Annotated in this window: 17 protein-coding genes and 2 tRNA genes; 9 read left to right on the forward strand and 10 right to left on the reverse strand. The window is 51.4% G+C overall.

The genetic code is table 11. The annotated features are described in order from the left end of the window. Nucleotides 1–145: 145 nt before the first annotated feature. The gene (amyA, locus tag ACOI7D_RS20280) at nt 146–1633 is read left to right on the forward strand and encodes an alpha-amylase (protein WP_109547149.1); all 1488 of its coding nucleotides are present in this window, start codon (nt 146–148) and stop codon (nt 1631–1633) included. 41 nt (nt 1634–1674) lie between these two features. Here amyA and yedD read toward each other — a convergent pair whose 3' ends face one another. Further along, nucleotides 1675–2109 (reverse strand): lipoprotein YedD, encoded by a 435-nt coding sequence (gene yedD / locus ACOI7D_RS20285; protein WP_074186081.1) that lies wholly within the window; start codon nt 2107–2109, stop codon nt 1675–1677. 374 nt (nt 2110–2483) lie between these two features. Here yedD and rcsA point away from each other — a divergent pair, with 374 nt between their 5' ends. Beyond that, complete coding sequence (rcsA, locus tag ACOI7D_RS20290) at nt 2484–3107, forward strand: transcriptional regulator RcsA (protein WP_023290286.1); 624 nt, start codon at nt 2484–2486, stop codon at nt 3105–3107. A 32-nt stretch (nt 3108–3139) separates the two neighbouring features. Here the strand turns inward: rcsA and dsrB are convergent, their stop codons facing one another. Continuing rightward, on the reverse strand, nt 3140–3331 hold the full coding sequence (dsrB, locus tag ACOI7D_RS20295; protein ID WP_004203477.1) for a protein DsrB: 192 nt from the start codon (nt 3329–3331) through the stop codon (nt 3140–3142). A 138-nt stretch (nt 3332–3469) separates the two neighbouring features. On the opposite strand from dsrB, the gene yodD reads away from it, so the two are divergent. After that, nucleotides 3470–3691, forward strand: coding sequence for a YodD family peroxide/acid resistance protein (yodD, locus tag ACOI7D_RS20300; protein ID WP_004203478.1), 222 nt, complete (start codon nt 3470–3472; stop codon nt 3689–3691). A 299-nt stretch (nt 3692–3990) separates the two neighbouring features. On the opposite strand, the gene dgcQ is transcribed toward yodD, so the two are convergent. Together dgcQ and ACOI7D_RS20310 are read right to left on the reverse strand one after the other, a co-directional pair. After that, nucleotides 3991–5670 carry a cellulose biosynthesis regulator diguanylate cyclase DgcQ gene (gene dgcQ / locus ACOI7D_RS20305; RefSeq protein ID WP_109547148.1) on the reverse strand — a complete coding sequence of 560 codons (1680 nt, stop codon included), beginning with the start codon at nt 5668–5670 and terminating at the stop codon, nt 3991–3993. Nucleotides 5671–5786: 116 nt separating this feature from the next. Beyond that, the gene (locus tag ACOI7D_RS20310) at nt 5787–6698 is read right to left on the reverse strand and encodes a DUF808 domain-containing protein (RefSeq protein WP_109547147.1); all 912 of its coding nucleotides are present in this window, start codon (nt 6696–6698) and stop codon (nt 5787–5789) included. A 183-nt stretch (nt 6699–6881) separates the two neighbouring features. On the opposite strand from ACOI7D_RS20310, the gene yedA reads away from it, so the two are divergent. Then, the gene (gene yedA, locus ACOI7D_RS20315; protein ID WP_023290289.1) at nt 6882–7793 is read left to right on the forward strand and encodes a drug/metabolite exporter YedA; all 912 of its coding nucleotides are present in this window, start codon (nt 6882–6884) and stop codon (nt 7791–7793) included. Here the strand turns inward: yedA and ACOI7D_RS20320 are convergent. The 4 genes from ACOI7D_RS20320 to drpB form a co-directional block, all read right to left on the reverse strand. Beyond that, the gene (locus tag ACOI7D_RS20320; RefSeq protein WP_050533831.1) at nt 7768–8262 is read right to left on the reverse strand and encodes a very short patch repair endonuclease; all 495 of its coding nucleotides are present in this window, start codon (nt 8260–8262) and stop codon (nt 7768–7770) included. The two genes, yedA and ACOI7D_RS20320, sit on opposite strands and share 26 nt — an antisense overlap. Continuing rightward, entirely contained in the window at nt 8243–9643 is a 1401-nt protein-coding gene (locus tag ACOI7D_RS20325) for a DNA cytosine methyltransferase (RefSeq protein WP_072199029.1), read from the reverse strand. The genes ACOI7D_RS20320 and ACOI7D_RS20325 overlap by 20 nt, the downstream gene beginning before the upstream one ends. A 76-nt stretch (nt 9644–9719) precedes the next feature. Then, the gene (locus tag ACOI7D_RS20330; RefSeq protein ID WP_023290292.1) at nt 9720–10430 is read right to left on the reverse strand and encodes a phosphohydrolase; all 711 of its coding nucleotides are present in this window, start codon (nt 10428–10430) and stop codon (nt 9720–9722) included. 42 nt (nt 10431–10472) lie between these two features. Further along, nucleotides 10473–10754 (reverse strand): cell division protein DrpB, encoded by a 282-nt coding sequence (gene drpB / locus ACOI7D_RS20335; RefSeq protein ID WP_023290293.1) that lies wholly within the window; start codon nt 10752–10754, stop codon nt 10473–10475. Nucleotides 10755–11296: 542 nt separating this feature from the next. Here drpB and ompC point away from each other — a divergent pair. Continuing rightward, nucleotides 11297–12433, forward strand: a complete 1137-nt coding sequence (gene ompC, locus ACOI7D_RS20340; protein ID WP_023290294.1) for a porin OmpC — start codon at nt 11297–11299, stop codon at nt 12431–12433. A gap of 275 nt (nt 12434–12708) precedes the next feature. Here ompC and ACOI7D_RS20345 read toward each other — a convergent pair. Continuing rightward, nucleotides 12709–12798: transfer RNA gene (locus ACOI7D_RS20345), tRNA-Ser, on the reverse strand. Nucleotides 12799–12888: 90 nt separating this feature from the next. On the opposite strand from ACOI7D_RS20345, the gene mtfA reads away from it, so the two are divergent. From mtfA to ACOI7D_RS20360, 3 genes are all read left to right on the forward strand, one after another. Next, nucleotides 12889–13689: a DgsA anti-repressor MtfA gene (mtfA, locus tag ACOI7D_RS20350; protein ID WP_072096628.1), complete on the forward strand. Its 801-nt coding sequence runs from the start codon at nt 12889–12891 to the stop codon at nt 13687–13689. 100 nt (nt 13690–13789) lie between these two features. After that, nucleotides 13790–13865, forward strand: a tRNA-Asn gene (locus tag ACOI7D_RS20355). A 180-nt stretch (nt 13866–14045) separates the two neighbouring features. After that, entirely contained in the window at nt 14046–15320 is a 1275-nt protein-coding gene (locus tag ACOI7D_RS20360) for a tyrosine-type recombinase/integrase (protein WP_065519843.1), read from the forward strand. 71 nt (nt 15321–15391) lie between these two features. Here ACOI7D_RS20360 and ACOI7D_RS20365 read toward each other — a convergent pair whose 3' ends face one another. Further along, nucleotides 15392–16780 (reverse strand): hypothetical protein, encoded by a 1389-nt coding sequence (locus tag ACOI7D_RS20365; RefSeq protein WP_004151471.1) that lies wholly within the window; start codon nt 16778–16780, stop codon nt 15392–15394. 193 nt (nt 16781–16973) lie between these two features. Here ACOI7D_RS20365 and ACOI7D_RS20370 point away from each other — a divergent pair, with 193 nt between their 5' ends. After that, a complete protein-coding gene (locus ACOI7D_RS20370) occupies nt 16974–18824 on the forward strand; it encodes a site-specific DNA-methyltransferase (RefSeq protein WP_249916591.1) in 1851 nt (616 codons plus the stop codon). The last annotated feature ends 6 nt before the right edge of the window (nt 18825–18830 follow it).

The following is an 18830-nucleotide window of genomic DNA, read 5'->3' on the forward strand; positions in this document are numbered from 1 at the left end:
CCAACATCGTTACGCTACATCTTATGCAAATTTATTATATATGATCCGCTTTAGGGTATAGCGAAATTCAGGGCTTTCCTCACCCGTTTTGCGGGATATCTCCCATACTGCAAAGGTCAGCCTGTTGACGTCTGGAGCATGGAAGATGAAAAACCCCACCTTGTTGCAATGTTTTCACTGGTATTACCCCGCCGGCGGCGAACTGTGGCGTGAAGTCGAAGCGCTGGCCCCCAGTCTTAACGAAATCGGCATCAATATGGTCTGGTTGCCACCCGCCTACAAAGGCGCCTCGGGCGGTTATTCCGTCGGCTATGACACCTACGATCTCTTCGACCTCGGCGAGTTTGATCAAAAAGGTTCTGTCGCCACCAAATATGGCGATAAAACCCAGCTGCTGGCGGCGGTTAACGCCCTGAAGGAGCACGACATCGCCGTGCTGCTGGACGTGGTGGTGAACCATAAAATGGGCGCCGATGAAAAAGAGGCCTTGCGCGTGCAGCGCGTCGATGAGCAGGATCGCACGCAAATTGACGAGACGATCATAGAGTGCGAGGCATGGACTCGCTATACCTTCCCGGTGCGCGCCGGGCAGTATTCGCAGTTTGTCTGGGACTACAAGTGTTTTAGCGGCATTGACCACATCGAGAATCCGACGGAAGACGGTGTATTTAAAATCGTCAACGACTACACCGGCGAAGGCTGGAATGAGCAAGTCGATGATGAGCTTGGCAACTTCGACTACCTGATGGGCGCCAATATCGATTTTCGTAATCACGCCGTCACCGAAGAGATCAAATACTGGGCGCGCTGGGTGATGGAGCAGACCGGCTGCGACGGTTTTCGTCTTGACGCCGTGAAGCATATCCCCGCCTGGTTTTACAAAGCATGGATCGAACATGTTCAGGAGGTGGCCCCGCAGCCGCTGTTTATTGTCGCTGAATACTGGTCCCATGAAGTGGAAAAGCTCCAGCAGTATATCGATCTCGTCGAGGGCAAGACGATGCTGTTCGATGCCCCGCTGCAGATGAAATTTCATGAAGCGTCCCGCCAGGGGCGCGATTACGACATGAGCCAGATTTTCAGCGGGACGCTAGTGGAAGCCGACCCCTTCCATGCCGTCACCCTGGTCACCAACCATGATACCCAGCCGCTGCAGGCGCTCGAGGCGCCGGTTGAGCCATGGTTTAAACCGCTGGCCTATGCGCTGATCCTGTTGCGTGAAAATGGCGTGCCCTCGGTCTTCTATGCCGATCTCTTCGGCGCTTCCTATGAAGATACCGGCGGCGACGGACAAACCTACGCCATAGAAATGCCCGTCATCGAGCAGCTACACGAACTGATCGATGCCCGTCAGCGCTTTGCCCACGGCGTGCAGACTCTCTGGTTCGATCACCCCAACTGCATTGCCTTCAGCCGCAGCGGCACCGACGAGGATCCCGGCTGCGTGGTGGTGATGTCCAATGGTGATGAGGGAGAAAAGACCCTGACGCTGGGCGAGAACTATGGCAACAAACGCTGGCGGGATTTCCTGGGCAACCGGCAAGAGATTGTCGAAACCGACGACGAAGGCTGCGCAACCTTTACCTGTAACGGGGGAAGCGTCAGCGTGTGGGTGCTGGAAGCGGTGCTGTAGTCATCTGACGCCGGACGGGCCAGCAGTGGCCCGCCGGAACCTTAGCGCGCGGTGGTCGGCGCGCTGACCGGAGCGGCCGCACGCGCTTTAGCCCACGCCTTCTCGCACTCCGGGGTGAGACGTTCAACGCGGGTCAACGTCATACGATCGTAGGAAAGGGTGTTGCCCTCGCGCTCGATCGGGTAGATATCCAGGGAAGCGGTCACGTTGTAGATATCGCTATCGCGGTTCATCAGTTTCCCCGGCTGGGCGATCACACGCTGCCACTGGCGGCAGTCGAAGGTGTCCCCTTCTTTGGTGACGATCAGGCTGGCGATGGCGTCCGGACTCATCATCTCACTCTGCGGCCCTTTCGTCTGCCAGTAGCCGTCCAGGCCTGCCGGCGCTGGCGCTTTAACAACCTCTTCGTAACGATCAACCTGCACGCATCCGGCCAGCGCCAGCACCATGCCAGCAAAAACTAACTGTTTCATCATTCATCCCACAAGCTGATAAAAAAGTATTGTGGCATTAAAGCGTTAAGCCTTCCACCCCCGCCGCAGGCGGAGAAGTCGGGCAAAACACGGCCAGGCATCGCAGCCTTCATTTGAAATAAGGAAATTCTGAAAGTAAAAGAATCTTTGGGGCCTAACCATAGCATCCGCGGGCACTTTTTGTTTTTAATTCGCTCACACTACCGGTTCTTGACTTTACTTTAAGAGTTTTCCTGGCAAATTATATACAGAGATGCGGAATAGTTTAATGGAACTAATGGGTTCTTTCTTAAACCTACTATTATCACCGCCTGCAAGGACTGCTTCGCACAGCCAGTGTGAAGTGTATATCGTTACGTGTTGATTGAGGATGGGTCATGTCAACGATGATTATGGATTTGTGCAGTTATACCCGGTTGGGACTAACGGGATATCTGACCAGTCGGGGAATTAAAAAACAGGAAATCGTTGAGGTCAACTGCGCTGAGGATCTGCACAGGCATTGTGCGTCATGTTGCCCGGCGGTGGTGTTTCTGAATGAAGATTGCTTTGTGCATGATGATGAAAGTAATGGCATTATTCGCCAGATCATCACGCAAAATCCGGCGACGTTGTTTGTGATTTTTATGTCGCTGGCGAACATCCATTTTGACCGCTATCTACGGGTGCGTAAGAACCTGCTAATCAGCTCAAAATCGATCACTCCAAAAGACCTTGATGTCATTCTGGTTAATTATCTTAAATACAAGAACACGAGTCTGGGGCAGTTAAATTTACCGACGTTGTCGCTGAGCAAAACAGAATCAAATATGCTGCAAATGTGGATGGCCGGGCATGGTACTTCGCAAATTTCAACGCAGATGAACATCAAAGCGAAAACGGTATCATCGCATAAAGGCAATATTAAAAAGAAAATACAGACGCATAATAAGCAGGTGATTTACCACATCGTTCGGCTGACCGAAAACATTACCAGCGGTATTCAGGTGAATCTACGCTGAAACAAACTGGCGGTGGTCCCGCCAGTTCGGTTTTACGAGATTTCTTTTTCCACGAAGATCCCATCCGGGTGCCCTATTTCATTGAAAAACCAGATCCCCAGGGGATAGTCTTCCAGCGAAACCAGATACATCGTCCCTTCACTAAACGACTCAATTGCCAGCACTACGCCCGATCGACGTGGGCCACCGTCGGTCTTCACCGTGACACGATCGTTCACCTGCATAATCCATCTCCTCTCTATTTCCAGCCAGTGTAGAACAAAACCACGCCGCTCGCAGCGTCGCGGGCAGTGACTGGCGTTTTTTTAGACCGACTATACTTAAAAAGGGGCTTGAGCGACGCTCAGCGAGGGGGGGTAATGATGAAGAACCGATTGACAGACCAGACCGGGAATGACGTTGATGTCAACGTTGATGCTCTGCTGGCGGCGATTAATGAGATCAGCGAAAGCGAAGTCCATCGCATCCTCGATGACCCGCAGCGCGCCAGTATCGATGGCCGCGGGGCGCATACCTGGCGTGAACTGGCGGAGGCATTTGAACTCGATATTCATGATTTCAGCGCCAGTGAAGCCAACCGCTAGCGATGGGCGAAAAAAATCCCGACTCGCAGGAGTCGGGATCAAACTTGCTAATGCAAGAAGCACTTGAAAATTCGTTACACCGGGAAATCCGATGCGTTGAAACATTATCCTCAATTATTTTGCATGACAAGCGATATTCATGGCGCAAAATATTGAGAAAGTTGGCGCTTCGCAGCAGAAAGGGCTGCAGGGCTGATGCGATAAGGCTTAGCCGCAAACCGGTTTCATTCGTTAGCGCGATCCCCATCGAACACTTTAAGAAAAATCTCATTTTGCCTGATTCGGGCGAAACGTTTTGCTCACGCTTCGCTGCGATACCAGACCTGGTTGCGGCCATTTTGCTTGGCCAGATACAGTCGACCATCGGCGACCGACTGCAGGGCTTCAAAATGATACTCCCCCTGCTCTTCGCTGCCGCTCACCCCTAACGACGCGCTGACCCGCAGCGTCACGTTGTTATGCAAAAAGACCTCCCGGCCATGAATACGCAGGCGTAGCCGCTCCGCTACCGCCGCCGCTTCCTGCAGCGTGGTATTCGGCAGCACGACACAAAACTCCTCTCCGCCCACGCGGCCCAGCAAATCACCGTCCCGGACGGTGCCGGCAAGCGTACTGGCCACCATCGACAGCACTCTGTCACCCGCCTGATGGCCATAGCGATCGTTAATGCCCTTAAAGTGATCCAAATCGAGCTGGATGACCGCCAGCGGTCGTCCGCTGCGCTGGCAGTCGCTGGCTACCGCCATCGCCTTCTCAAACAGCGCCCCGCGATTGAGCAGGCGGGTTAAGGCATCGTGCCAGGCCTGCCACTCCAGGGAGGTCTGGAGGACGCTCATATTGCGGACCATACGGCGGATCACCAGCCAGGAGAGCAGCAGCATTAAGGTGAAGAGGATCCACATCAGGGTCAGGGCGATGGTGATGGTGCCAAAGTTGCCGCGTACGCCTTCCCGCAGGGTATGGATCCGCAGCAGCACGCCGTCAAAATTGCGCAGTTTGGCCCAGCTGATATAGCGCGTCAGCAGACGCAGGCCGCCCTGATTATCATGGGCAAACGCGCGGCTGAGCAGTTCCTGTTCGCGCGGCGACAGCAGCGTCAGGACATTCCCCGGCGCAGAAGAGGCCAGCAGGCTAAGATGGCTGTCGTAAAGCTGGTATTCCCCCTCCTGCCCGCCCTGCATCGCGCTGATTAAAAATGCTTTTATTTCGCTGACTGAGAAATCCATCGCCAGCACGCCGCGCCAGTAACCGGCAAAATCCAGCGGTATCGAGGCGGTGACCACCTGCTCTTCCAGCTGCGGGTCATCGTCAGGAAAGGTTTGCCAGATAACGCCGCGGTGCGGATTGTTCCGCTGGGTCTGCCGGGTAAACCAGAGGGCGCTGATGGCGCGCGAATAGTAGGTCTTCACCTGCGATTCATCGCGCAGCGGCAGGGTCGAGGTGAAAAAACCGCTGCGGGAGATATATTGCATCCGCTCGGCAAAATCGCGGTCATGCTGCGTCAGGTTTAACAGATAACCCAGCTCCAGCGTCGCCATCAGTTCATTGACCACCAGCGGATCGTCCGGCAAGAGCAGCGGGTGATCCCTGACGACGCCCTCCGAGACGCCAAACACCGGCAGCGTCCGGCGGTTGGGGAGCGCCACCCGCCAGGTCTCCTGGTGGCGTTGGCTCAGATAGCGCTGGCTGGCTTCGTGCAACACATAGACGTCGAGCGGGCGTTCAAGCGCGGACTGCATACCGTGGCGAAAAAACATCATCCTGTCGATGTTGAACTGCAGCAGGCCATCCATTTCATGCGCGACGTTAGCCAGATTATTGCGCTGGTTCGCCACGTAGGCCTCTTCCAGGACATTGATTTCGCGCCAGATCAGCAGCGTGGAGAAAAACAGCACCACGATAAAACAAATGTTAACCACATGCGCCGGGCGAGTCAGGTGGTAGAGTTTTTTCAACTTCAACCGTAGTGGCTTTTCCATCTTTCTCTCGCAGTACGTTGCGCAAATCTGACGTCGTCAGCACGCCCGGTCTCTGTCGATACCGGAGGCGCGTTTAGCGTAGACCACGCGGCGCCGTCATGCGGCGCCGCACCTGACTACTTCACCGCGCCACGCAGGCGACTGACCGCCTTGACGCCCGCCAGCACCACCGCGCCGATGATAAAACCCAGCACCAGATTAGCCACCATCGGCAGCAAGGCGGCCAACATGCCGCCCAGCCCCGCGCTCCAGTGCTCAATGGCATGGTGCAGCGGCGCAATACCGTGAACCACAATCCCGCCGCCCACGAGGAACATGGCCAGCGTTCCGACGATAGAGAGCACTTTCATCAGACAGGGCGCCACGGTCAATAACCCTTTGCCCAGCCACTGCGCCAGGGTACTGCGTTTCTCTGCCAGCCAGTAGCCCATGTCATCCAGTTTGACGATCACCCCCACCAGGCCATAGACCCCGACGGTGACCAGAATCGCGATCCCCGACAGAATGAGGATCTGATTCAGCAGCGGCGCTTCCGCGACAATGCCGAGGGTGATGGCGACAATTTCCGCGGACAAAATAAAGTCGGTGCGGATCGCCCCTTTGACTTTGTCACGCTCAAAGGCCAGCGGATCACGATCCGCCAGCGCCTGAAGACGCTGCTGCCGTTGCGCTGGGTCCTCTTTGTGCTTACGCGCTTCCAGGCTGTGGAGCACCTTTTCCACCCCTTCAAAACAGAGAAACGCGCCGCCCAACATCAGCAGCGGCGTAATCGCCCAGGGAATGAAGGCGCTGATTAGCAGGGCCAGCGGCACGAGGATGATTTTATTGACGAACGACCCTTTCGCCACGCCCCAGACCACAGGCAGCTCACGATTTGCCCGCACGCCGGTCACCTGTTGGGCGTTGAGGGAGAGATCGTCGCCCAGCACCCCCGCCGTTTTTTTCGCCGCCAGCTTGCCCATCATGGAAATATCGTCCAGCAGCGTGGCGATATCATCGAGTAATGTTAAAAGACTACTTCCTGCCAAAATGATTTTCCTTCTCTTTTCATCAATGTCTCCCTCGAGTATGCGTTAAAAAACGGCCGCTGCCCAAGGTACAATTAGTCAATATAAATTTAACAACCTGACGCAAATTAAGCGCTCGCCAGCAGGATAGTTTTCACGTTTACTATATGTCCCCTTTCTATCTCTGCACCGTCGTGAGGAAGTATGTCTACCCGTCAGCTGTTACCGCTTATCGGGGCGCTGTTTGCGCTGTATATCATTTGGGGCTCTACCTATTTCGCCATCGCCGTCGGCGTCGCCAGCTGGCCGCCGCTGATGATGGCCGGAATTCGCTTTCTCTCTGCCGGCGTGCTGCTGCTGGGATGGCTGTTGGCCACCGGCCATAAACTGCCGGCCCGCGGACCGTTGCTTAACGCCGCGCTGATCGGGGTTTTGCTGCTGGCCGTCGGCAACGGCTTTGTCACCCTGGCCGAACATCAGCACGTTCCCTCCGGGATCGCCGCGGTCATGGTCGCCACCGTTCCGCTGTTCACCCTGTGCTTCAGCCGCTTTTTCGGCATCGCCACTCGTAAACTGGAATGGCTGGGGATTGCCATTGGCCTCGCGGGTATTGTGATGCTTAACAGCGGCGGCAACCTGAACGGCAACCCCTGGGGCGCGCTGCTGATCCTGATTGGCTCCCTGAGCTGGGCCTTCGGCTCGGTTTACGGCTCGCGGATCGAGCTGCCGACCGGCATGATGGCGGGGGCAATCGAGATGCTTGCCGCCGGGATCGTCCTGCTGGCCGCGTCATGGCTGAGCGGCGAAACCTTAACCCGTGTTCCGTCGTGGTCCGGGATCGCCGCTGTGGCCTACCTGGCTATCTTTGGCTCGCTGATTGCCATCAACGCCTATATGTTTTTGATCCGCAATGTCACCCCGGCGGTGGCCACCAGCTACGCCTATGTCAACCCGGTGGTGGCGGTTCTGCTTGGTACCGGATTCGGTGGCGAAAGCCTGTCCCTGATCGAGTGGCTGGCGCTGGCGGTGATTATTTTCGCCGTCGTGCTGGTGACGCTGGGGAAATATCTCTTCCCGGTTCGCAGCGAAGCTACCCCTTGTAAGGCGTCGAAATAAGCGCCAGTTCGCGGATCCCCTGGGTGTCGATCTGCGCGTCGTGTCCGGCGCCGCAGATCCACTCTTCCAGACGCTCGGTGAGCGCCTCGTCATTCAGCTTCAGCCGACCGCGCAGGGCGCATTCCCAGACGATAAGCACCCGCCAGCCCTGCTCGGCCAGCTTTTGCCGGTCACGGGCATCGCGCGCCACGTTGCCGGCGATCTTGTCCAGCCAGAACGCCGTCCGGGTGGCCGGCACCTTAAACAGGTAACAGTCATGGTGATGCCAGAAACAGCCGTGGGTAAAGATGACGCAACGGTAATCGGGTAAAGCGAAATCAGGGCGTCCCGGCAGCTCGCGATCCTGGGCAACAAAGGTGAATCCCGCCTGAGTCAACAGCGCCGCTATCCGCTTCTCGATCGCCGTATCGCGCGTGGCGATAGCCCGCATATTTTTACTGCGCGTGGCTTTATCGTGAACATCCGCCATCGTTATCACCCGCTTCGCGACGCGCCACCGCCTGAGCGATGCGCGGGGCCAGGAGCTTCGCCACCGCGGCGAAGACCGGAACCACCACCGAGTTGCCGAACTGACGATAGGCCTGGGTATCCGACACCGGGATGCGGAAACGCGCCCCCTGAGGCGATTCGAAACCCATCAACCGGGCGCACTCCCGCGGCGTCAGCCGACGAGGACGCCGCTGTTGATTCTGCGGATCGTCAAAATGCGTCTCGCCCAGCGGCTGGTCCCAGCCGCGATCGACGAGAATTTCGGCGCCATCTTTATAGTAGCGGGCGGAGAGCGTCCGGGCCACGCTGTGGGGATTGGCGGGGTCCACCAGGCCATAACCAAAGCCATTGCCCCGCGCCTGATGCTTGCGGGCATATCGATAAAGATATTTCCACAGTACCGGCGTGAGGATAAATTTGGCATCCACCGTCGGCTCCAGCAGCTCGCCAAATGTTGGCCGAACCGCCGGGTACAGCGCCGCGATATCGCGCAGCGTAAACCCCTCGTGCAGCTGCAGATCGCGACGGAAGCCCACCAGCACGATGCGCTCCCGGTGCTGCGGTAAGAAATGGCGCCCGTCGATCACCTTCGGATCGTCGGGCCCGCTATGCCCGGCGTCAGCGACCTCATACCCCAGCTCATCCAGCGTCTGCATGATGATGCGGAAGGTCCGCCCCTGATCGTGGCTTTTGAGATTTTTGACATTCTCCAGCACAAAGATCGCCGGCTGACGGGCGGCGATAATTCTCACCACATCAAAAAACAGCGTCCCCTGGGTTTCGCAGGCAAAGCCGTGGGCGCGACCCATGGCATTTTTTTTCGACACGCCGGCGAGTGAGAAAGGCTGGCAGGGAAAGCCGGCCAGCAGCACATCATGCTGCGGGATAGTCTCGCGGATATGCTGCGCCGCCTCGTCATCGCTAACGTCGGGGCGATGGCTGAGGGTGATATCGCGAATATCTTCATTGAAACGGTGTTGCTGCGGATCACAATACCAGTTGGCCTTATAGGTGCGCACCGCATGCTTGTTCCACTCGCTGGTAAAGACGCACTGCCCGCCGATAGCTTCAAAACCGCTGCGGATCCCGCCGATACCGGCAAACAGATCGACAAAGCGGAATCCATAGTGCGGATGATGGGCCGGCGGCGACGGCAGCAGCGTCGCCAGATGAGCGACCTCCTGCGGACGCAAACGCGCTGCCGCGCGGCTGAGGGCCGCCACGCGCTTGAGGATCGCCGCGCTCCAGTGCTGCTCCCCGACGCTCACCAGTTCGGCGACCAGCGTTTTCACATCGTAGATCGTCATCAGCTGGCGCAGCAGCGCCTGAGCCTCTTCACCGGCCTGTTCCGTCAATGACAACGACCTGTTTTCCTTGCTTAACTTTTGTGGCATATCCTCAACCAGCGCGGACGATTTTTGCAGAGAGTACCATAAATCACTGGTCGGTTGACGGCTGCGGTGCAAAGCGGCGTAAAACCGCCTCATCCAGCGCCAGGGGTTCCCCCTTCAGCTCCGCGCTGATCTTGGCCATAAACTCGACGAGGAAGCGCGCATTATGCTGCGCCATAGCCCTTCCTCCGGCGGTCTGCATGGTTTCCGGCAGGCGCAGGAGCTTGCACTGGAAATGGTCGAGGGCATATTTTCTGTCATCCAGCGCTCTCCGGTCGGCGAAAGGATCGTCGGCATCAAACAGAATGGTGTTCAGGGCGCCGGCGACGGCGAAGACCCGCGCCAGGCCTATCGCCCCCAGCGACTCAAGACGGTCGGCGTCCTGGACGATTTTCGCCTCCAGCGTGCGCGGCGGGATCGCCGCGCTGAAGCTGTGCGCCTCAATAGCGTGGCTGACCGCCGCATACCGGTCTGCGGGAAAATCGGCAAACGACGACTGCAAAATAGCCAGGGTTTTCTCGGCAGCCATCATCGAGGAGCGGCTTCGCTCCGGATGATTTTTAGGCAGACTGACAATGTCATGAAAATAGCAGGCCGTGAGAAGCACCAGTCCGTCGACCTCCTCCTCCCCGGCGGCCAGCCGGGTGGCGGTGGCCCAGACGCGACGAAAATGGGACAGATCGTGCGCCGCATCCTCCCGGGCGTGATGCGTCAATATCCAGTGCTCAAATCGCTGCTGCCAGTCAACCAGGTTCATAGGCGTTCCTTTATCTGTAGGTCAGCCTCGAGCATAGCAACTTTACGACCGATGATCCCGCCCGCTTCCGGAGGGCCGTGTATACCAGACGACAGCGCCGAGGATCGCGCCAATGCCGGCGAGCACCAGCATTCCCAACAGGGCGCCAAGCCATTTCCCTGCCATGGTGCCAAAGTCGCCCTCCGCACTGGCGCCGGGGACGCTGTGAATTTTTCCCACCACCCACCAGTAACGCACAATGACCCAGACACAATATCCGCAAAAGGCATACAACGCCCATAGCGCAAGTTTGCCGCCCGGGCTGCGTTTTGCCTGCTCTTCCATCTCATTCCTCTCCGTGACAAATCATACTACCGCCACTCAAAAACGTGACGCTCATCACATTATACCGCCATGCTGCGCCACAGGCAGCAGTTTCATCCTTGTCTTCTGCACCCACTTATCACTTATTCTGCCCATGGAAATACGCAGGGGTGGTTTTTTTTATTCTTTACCCGCGGGCTTAAACATTAACGACACCCAGCCATGCCGCGTAGTGTAATTATCAATCCGCCGGCGGCATTGACTAATAAATTATATTTAAAGGCTGAATAACCAGCTCACTGTAAATTTATACAAATAATTTCATTTAGTTAACCGCGATCGCAACACAGCAACATAACCTATTGCTATACAACAAAATAATCATTAAAACAGATTCATTTAAATTTAATATAATGAACCACATAGAAATATTTTGTAATATCTTACATTATTTATTTACATATTTTATTTTAAATAAAAATGAACTTAGTCGTTAGTATCTGACAGGCATTCCGGAGGGATTGTCATAATTCACAGAAATTATTATTAAAAGGGAATATATAATGAAAAGAAAAGTACTGGCACTCATGGTACCGGCATTACTCATGGTCAATGCCGTTAATGCTGCAGAAATTTATAACAACAACGCCAACAAACTGGACCTTTATGGGAAAGTCGCCGGCCTGCGTTACTTCTCTGACGACACCAGCGAGGACGGCGACCAGACCTATGCTCGCTTAGGCATCAAAGGCGAAACGCAGATCGCTTCCGAGTTAACCGGCTACGGTCAGTGGGAATACAATGTCAAAGCGAACACCAGCGAAGGAGAAGGCGCGAATTCATGGACTCGTCTGGCCTTCGCCGGTCTGAAGTTTGCTGACTATGGCTCACTGGACTATGGCCGTAACTACGGCGTGGTGTACGACATCGAATCCTGGACTGATATGCTGCCGGAATTCGGCGGCGATACCTACACTCAGACCGACGTTTACATGACCGGCCGCACCAACGGGGTGGCCACCTACCGTAACAGCGATTTCTTCGGCCTCGTCGACGGCCTGCATTTCGCCCTGCAGTATCAGGGGAATAATGAAAACGCCGGTTCTGGCGAAGGCACAAACAACGGCGGCGCTCGTAAACTGGCGCGGGAAAATGGCGACGGGTTTGGTATCTCCAGCTACTACGATCTCGATATGGGCATCAGCTTCGGGGCCGCCTACTCGGCTTCCGACCGTACCCATAACCAGCTGGCGGCAGCACGCAGCAGCCATATTTACGCTAACGGTGATAAAGCCGAGGCCTGGACCGTCGGCGCAAAATATGACGCCAACAACATTTATCTGGCCGCCATGTATGCGGAAACCCGCAACATGACCTTCTACGGCAACGGCGCTATTGCCAACAAGACGCAGAACTTTGAAGTCGTCGCCCAGTACCAGTTCGATGAGTATAATTTACCGCTGCGTCCATCCGTGGCCTATCTGCAATCGAAGGGGAAAGATCTTTACAACTATTCTCGCTATAGCGACAAGGATCTGGTCAAGTATGTCGACATCGGCATGACCTACTACTTCAATAAGAATATGTCCACCTATGTGGATTACAAAATCAACCTGCTGGATGAAGACGACCGCTTCTACCGCAACAACGGTATCTCGACCGATGATATCGTGGCCCTCGGTCTGGTTTACCAGTTCTGATCCCCATCAAAGCCCGCGCTCAGCGGGCTTTTTCTTGTTCCCGCTCCGTTGAGATCACTCTTTTCAACATTGCCGCTTTCCAGGCGTACCTTCCCTCTTTATGATGCGTTTAAGCTCGTTCGGGCAAATTGCGGCGGTAAGACCACAAAAGGACAAGGCGCACTACCGCGTCTTTACGCTGAAACCAGGACGATGATGATGGCGATACCCCAGCGCAGGCGTTATACCTGAAGCTAACGGTGTTATTGAAGGGGAATGGTCAGAGAAAGAATAGTTGGCGGAGAGAGGGGGATTTGAACCCCCGGTAGAGTTGCCCCTACTCCGGTTTTCGAGACCGGTCCGTTCAGCCGCTCCGGCATCTCTCCGCTGTTGTGGTTGCTATAATGCCAGGATCTTTGGCATTTTAATAGCTCCCGTTTCGGTAATCGTGTTCAAGTGACGACTTTGCGAGCAATATGATGTTTAAATGGCCCTGGAAAGCAGATGATGAGTCCGGCAACGCAGAGATGCCCTGGGAGCAAGCGCTTGCCATTCCGGTTTTAGCCCACCTTTCGCCCGCTGAGCAGCACAAGCTGACGCAGATGGCTGCCCGTTTCTTACAGCAAAAACGTCTGGTGGCGCTTCAGGGGCTGGAACTGACTCCGTTGCACCAGGCGCGGATAGCTATGCTCTTCTGCCTGCCGGTACTTGAGCTGGGGATTGAGTGGCTGGACGGTTTTCACGAAGTGCTGATCTACCCTGCCCCCTTTGTCGTGGATGATGAATGGGAGGATGATATTGGTCTGGTCCACAACCAGCGGGTGGTGCAGTCGGGGCAAAGCTGGCAGCAGGGTCCCGTAGTGCTGAACTGGCTGGATATTCAGGACTCCTTTGATGCGTCAGGCTTTAACCTTGTGGTGCATGAGGTGGCGCATAAGCTTGATGCGCGGAATGGCGATCGGGCCAGCGGGGTGCCGCTGATCCCACTGCGCGAAGTCGCCGGCTGGGAGCACGATCTCCACGCGGCGATGAACAACATTCAGGATGAGATAGATCTGGTAGGGGAAAGCGCCGCCAGCATTGACGCCTATGCCGCCACCGATCCCGCGGAATGCTTCGCCGTCCTTTCGGAATATTTTTTCAGCGCGCCTGAACTGTTCGCGCCCCGCTTCCCGGCCCTGTGGCAACGTTTTTGCCATTTTTACCGCCAGGATCCGCTGGCGCGCAGACGTGAAAATGGCCTGCAGGACGAAGACGAGCGGCGCATTGTTCACTAAAACAACGTGTTGAGCTAAATTTAGCCATTTGAATCAGCAGGTTAATTTTAGTGTTGACACAAAAATGCCGGGCCAGTAGTATGCGCCTCGTTCACACGATTCCTCTGTAGTTCAGTCGGTAGAACGGCGGACTGTTAATCCGTATGTCACTGGTTCGAGTCCAGTCAGAGGAGCCATTTTCAAGGAAGCAGACGTTCACTAACGTCTGCTTTCTGCATTTCTATCAATCGGTTATCCCTCTTCAGTCGTTCACCCTCGTTCACTAAAAACCACTCGAAGCCATATCATTTTGATGGTAAAAATGCTGGTAATGCTGGTTCGATTTGCCTTTTACCAACAATCGAGGGGATTTTTTCATGTCACTGACTGATATTAAAGCAAAAAATGCCAAACCCCTTGAGAAGGAATACAAGCTTACTGATGGCTTTGGTATGTTCCTTCGCGTTACCCCGAAGGGTTCCAAATACTGGCAAATGGCCTACCGTTTTGAAGGGAAGCAAAAACTCTTCTCTATTGGTGTTTACCCTGCTGTTTCTCTTTCTGACGCAAGACAACGCCGTGATGAAGCCAGAAGGCTTCTTGCTCAGGGCATTGACCCTAATGCCAAGAAACAGGCAGAAGTTAAAGAGCTAAAAGCTAAACGTGATAAAACACGCTCTTTCAGCGTAGTCGCTAAAGCTTGGTTCTCCACGAAAACAAAATGGTCTAAAGATTATGGTGATTCCGTATGGAAGCGCCTTGAAACCTATGTCTTCCCGACAATTGGCGATAAAGATGTTGCCGAACTGGATACGGGTGATCTGCTGGTTCCAGTGAAAAAGGTTGAGGCACTTGGCTATCTTGAAGTTGCCATGCGCATTCAACAATACATTACTGCGATCCTGCGTCATGCTGTTCAGCAGAAACTTATACGTCATAACCCGGCCTATGATATGGAAGGTGCTATTCAGAAACCGCAGACTGAACACCGCCCCGCACTGGAACTGGAAGAAATACCCCAACTACTGAAAAAAATTGCCGAATACAAAGGCCGCAGGTTAACCATACTGGCAATACAGCTCAATATGATGATTTTCATTCGTTCCAGTGAGCTGCGTTTCGCTCGCTGGTCAGAAATTGATTTCAAAAGTAAGTTATGGGTGATACCCGAACAGCGTGAAGCGATTGAAAACGTCAAACATTCAACTCGTGGGGCTAAAATGAAGCGTAAGCACTTCGTTCCCCTTTGTAAGCAGGCCATGAAGATACTCAAAGAGATCCGACAACTGACTTATGAAGAAGGCCATGATGATGGATTAATCTTTACTGGCTGTTATGACTCGTTTAAGCCCATGAGCGAAAATACCATCAACAAAGCCCTTCGCAATATGGGCTATGACACGAAGCAGGACATCTGCGGGCACGGTTTTCGCACGCTGGCCTGTAGTGCCTTAATTGAGTCAGGTTTGTGGTCAGAAGACGCTGTAGAGCTTCAGATGAGTCATAAGGAAAGCAACAGCGTCCGTGCTGCTTATACCCATAAGGCTAAACACCTTGACCAGCGCCGACTGATGCTCCAGTGGTGGGCTGATTTCCTTGATGCTAACAGCAACGGTATGGTCAGGCCGTTTGAGTTTGCTTCCAATAAATAAAAGGAAAGGCCCTTAGTGGCCTTTCAATATCTACTTCATGCCTAAAAACTTCAAATATTACCGATTGAAATTTATGCTGAATATGATACTGAATCTTTCTCTATAGCTAAACCATCAATTTTGTCCAGCATCATTTCCCAGAGTGCATATTTTCTTTTATGCTCGACAAATAGCGATTTGAAATATTCTTCTGTTGAAGGGACTTTTTCAGTCCATACGATATTTTTACTATAATCAATACTTTTTTTCATGTCAGATGCCGCGTAGGTGTAGTACTTGCTCTGACTGCGGCTAATACTGTCCTCTACCAGCACTCTACGAAGAAGAGTTGCAGGACATGCGTAACCATGCCTGTAAAGCTCACTTGATAAGGACCGAATAAAAGAACCTCGTAATAAAACCATCATATCTTTAATTTCATTTTTACTCGCATTCATTATTTCCGAATCAAGCTTTCCATAATTATCTATCGCTGACAAAAAAAGTACAACAAAGGGGAAACCTTTGCTCTTTGCTATGCCAGAAAATAAACCCAGTGAGTCATTAACTTTCTCTACTCTATTATATATTTTATAAAAAACAACATCACACCTGTTCTTAAATCCATCAAGGCAAATTGTTTTTGCCTGCTGAACCTCCCCCTCTTCAATCAGAGCCAAAGCGAACACCTCAGCCCATTTATCACGAAGCCCTGCATGATCAACGGTTTTATCATCTTTAATTTGATTAAGAACAAGAATCGCTTCCCCTGCACACAGTTCATCTATCAGCAATTCAGCAAACTTAATGACATATTCTGGTTGGTTAAATTTTATTTTATCAAAGCATTGTCTGATGAAATCAACATCCCTGATATACAAACTTAGCTCAACAGCAGAATTCACATCACCTGCGTCCAGAAGCTTTTCTCTTAAAGCACGAATAACATTATATCCAAGCTCCTTTTTATACTTGTCAAAGATATTAAAGTTAAAATAAACCTCGCCACTAAGAACGGAAAAAATTTTATCTGCTATATCATCAATGCCTTTGTTTTTTTGCAGAGCTAGGGATTTTAACCATATCTCGACCACACCATTATAATAGTTCATCCATGAACCATCTGATGTATCAGCGATTTCGCTGACTTTATCAAAAGAGATCAATAAATTATGGCAACATACCTCTGTTTTATCTGGCCGAGCTGACACCGTTTTTTCGAGAGGTAATATAATGCTCTTGTATAAACCCTCAAAGAAACCAGCAGCCTCATAATAATCATAGAAACGTTTTGACTTTATTTTCCTTTTATATTCGCTTTCAACCTTCTTCAGGAGTTCTTCTGGAGTCAATAGATATTGATTGATAATAAATGATTTTACCTGACTATTATCATCAGCAATTTCACAAATTATTTGCATTAGTTGTTCTGCAGGCATTTCCTTGAGTAAAGAAAGTTGCTTCTTGTTCAGTTTAGCCATTATTACATCCTGATAATTTTTAGAAGACGCAGAAAAGCTAATTGTACTAATATGAGGACAAAACATTCAACAAAAGCATTAACATAATGATTTAAAAAGAAATTCATAGCACGCTGTTCATTGATGAAATGAACTATTTACCGTAAAATAACGTCATCATACAGTAACCTGATACAGATACGTGGAATGGTCAATGAACAAAATTTCGCCTGAAATGCCCGAACTACAATCAATGGATATCACTGCTGATAACATCACCAAACTTAAATCATTGTTTCCTGAAGCATTTAGCGAAGGAAGCATCGATTTTGATGTATTGAAGCAACTTTTGGGCGCAAATGTAGACGAGAAAGAAGAACGTTATGGACTGAACTGGCATGGTAAACGTCAGGCGCGTCAGCTTGCTCTCACGCCTTCTCGTGGCACCTTACGCCCATGTAAAGATGAAAGCGTTGATTGGCATAACACCAAAAACCTCATGATCGAAGGTGATAACCTTGAAGTGTTAAAGCTTCTTCAAAAAAGTTATGCCGGAAAAATTAAGCTTATTTATATTGATCCTCCTTACAACACTGGGCAAGACTTTATTTATTCTGATGATTATAGAGATAATTTAAGTAAATATTTAAATTTTACCGGTCAAGTAATTAACGGTAATAAAATCAGTACTAATACTGAAACTAGTGGAAGATTTCATACGTCATGGCTGAACATGATGTATCCAAGACTCAAGCTAGCGAAAAACCTATTGCACTCTGATGGGTTTATTTTTGTTTCAATTGATTCGCATGAAGTATCAAACTTAAAAATAATAATGGATGATATTTTTGGAGAGGAATGTTATAGAAATACAATTGCCGTACGCAGAGGCATTAAAAATGTCCAAGCCCAGTTTGAAGATGTGAGTGCATTATCTCAGGGACATGAATATATACTTTTATATTCAAAAAACAGCTTATCTCGGCTTCCCAAACTAAGCCAATCTCACCTTGAACAAAAACCGGGGAAATGGGACACCTTTTGGCGAGGAACAGATAGGCCAACAATGCGTTATGAATTATTTGGTATAACTCCCGAAAAAGGCCAATGGCGATGGGAAAAAAACAGAACAGCTGAAGCCATAGAAAACTATCGCTTTTTCTTAGAAAAAAAGTCTCAACAGATGAGTCTTGACGATTGGTTTTTTGATAATCTTACATCAACAAATAAAAAATTAAATTTCGTTCGTAAGAACGATGAGGATGTTGTTCAGTATTATGTTCCACCAAGTGATGGAAAAATACTAAGCGATAACTGGATGGATATTTCTTTAAGCGGAAATGAAACTATTTTCGACACCGAAAAAAATACTGATTTGTTAGAACGAATCATCAACTGGATTTGTAGAAGTTCTAACGATATAGTTTTAGACTTTTTCGCTGGTTCAGGAACAACTGGCCATGCAGTGTTGAAAAGCAATTCAAAAAATAATAGTAACATTCATTACATGCTCATCCAATTACCCGAGCCAAGCAATAAATCTGAGTTTATGACTATCTCAGAATTAACAAAATATCGTCTTATCGAATCAGGTAAGAAAGTAAAAGATGGAAACCCCGACTGGAATGGTGATGTCGGTTTTCGTGTGTTTAAACTCGATACATCTAACATTCGTCCGTGGGAAGCCTCTGCCGAAACACTTTCACAACAGCTTGATGCTTATGTAAGCCCAATCCTTGAAGGCCGTAGTGAAGAAGATTTGCTGACTGAACTGATGCTTAAGCGTGGTATTGATCTGAGTGTAAACGTTGAAACCCGTCAGTTTGATGAATTAACTGTTTCTTGTGTTGATGGTGGCAAATTGTTTACCTGCTTTACCCGTCAAATCCCTGCCTCTTCTGTTGAGGTACTGACCAAGGGGATCATCGACTGGCATAAGAGTTTGAAGGCTGGCAAAGATACTGTCTGCTATTTTCTTGATGACGCATTTGAAAATAACGTTGCTAAAACAAATCTTTGCGCCATTCTGGAACAACACGGCCTGACTAACCTGCACAGCCTGTAAGGGAAT

This window comes from Klebsiella sp. C360 (assembly GCF_048822415.1).
GTDB lineage: Bacteria > Pseudomonadota > Gammaproteobacteria > Enterobacterales > Enterobacteriaceae > Klebsiella > Klebsiella quasipneumoniae.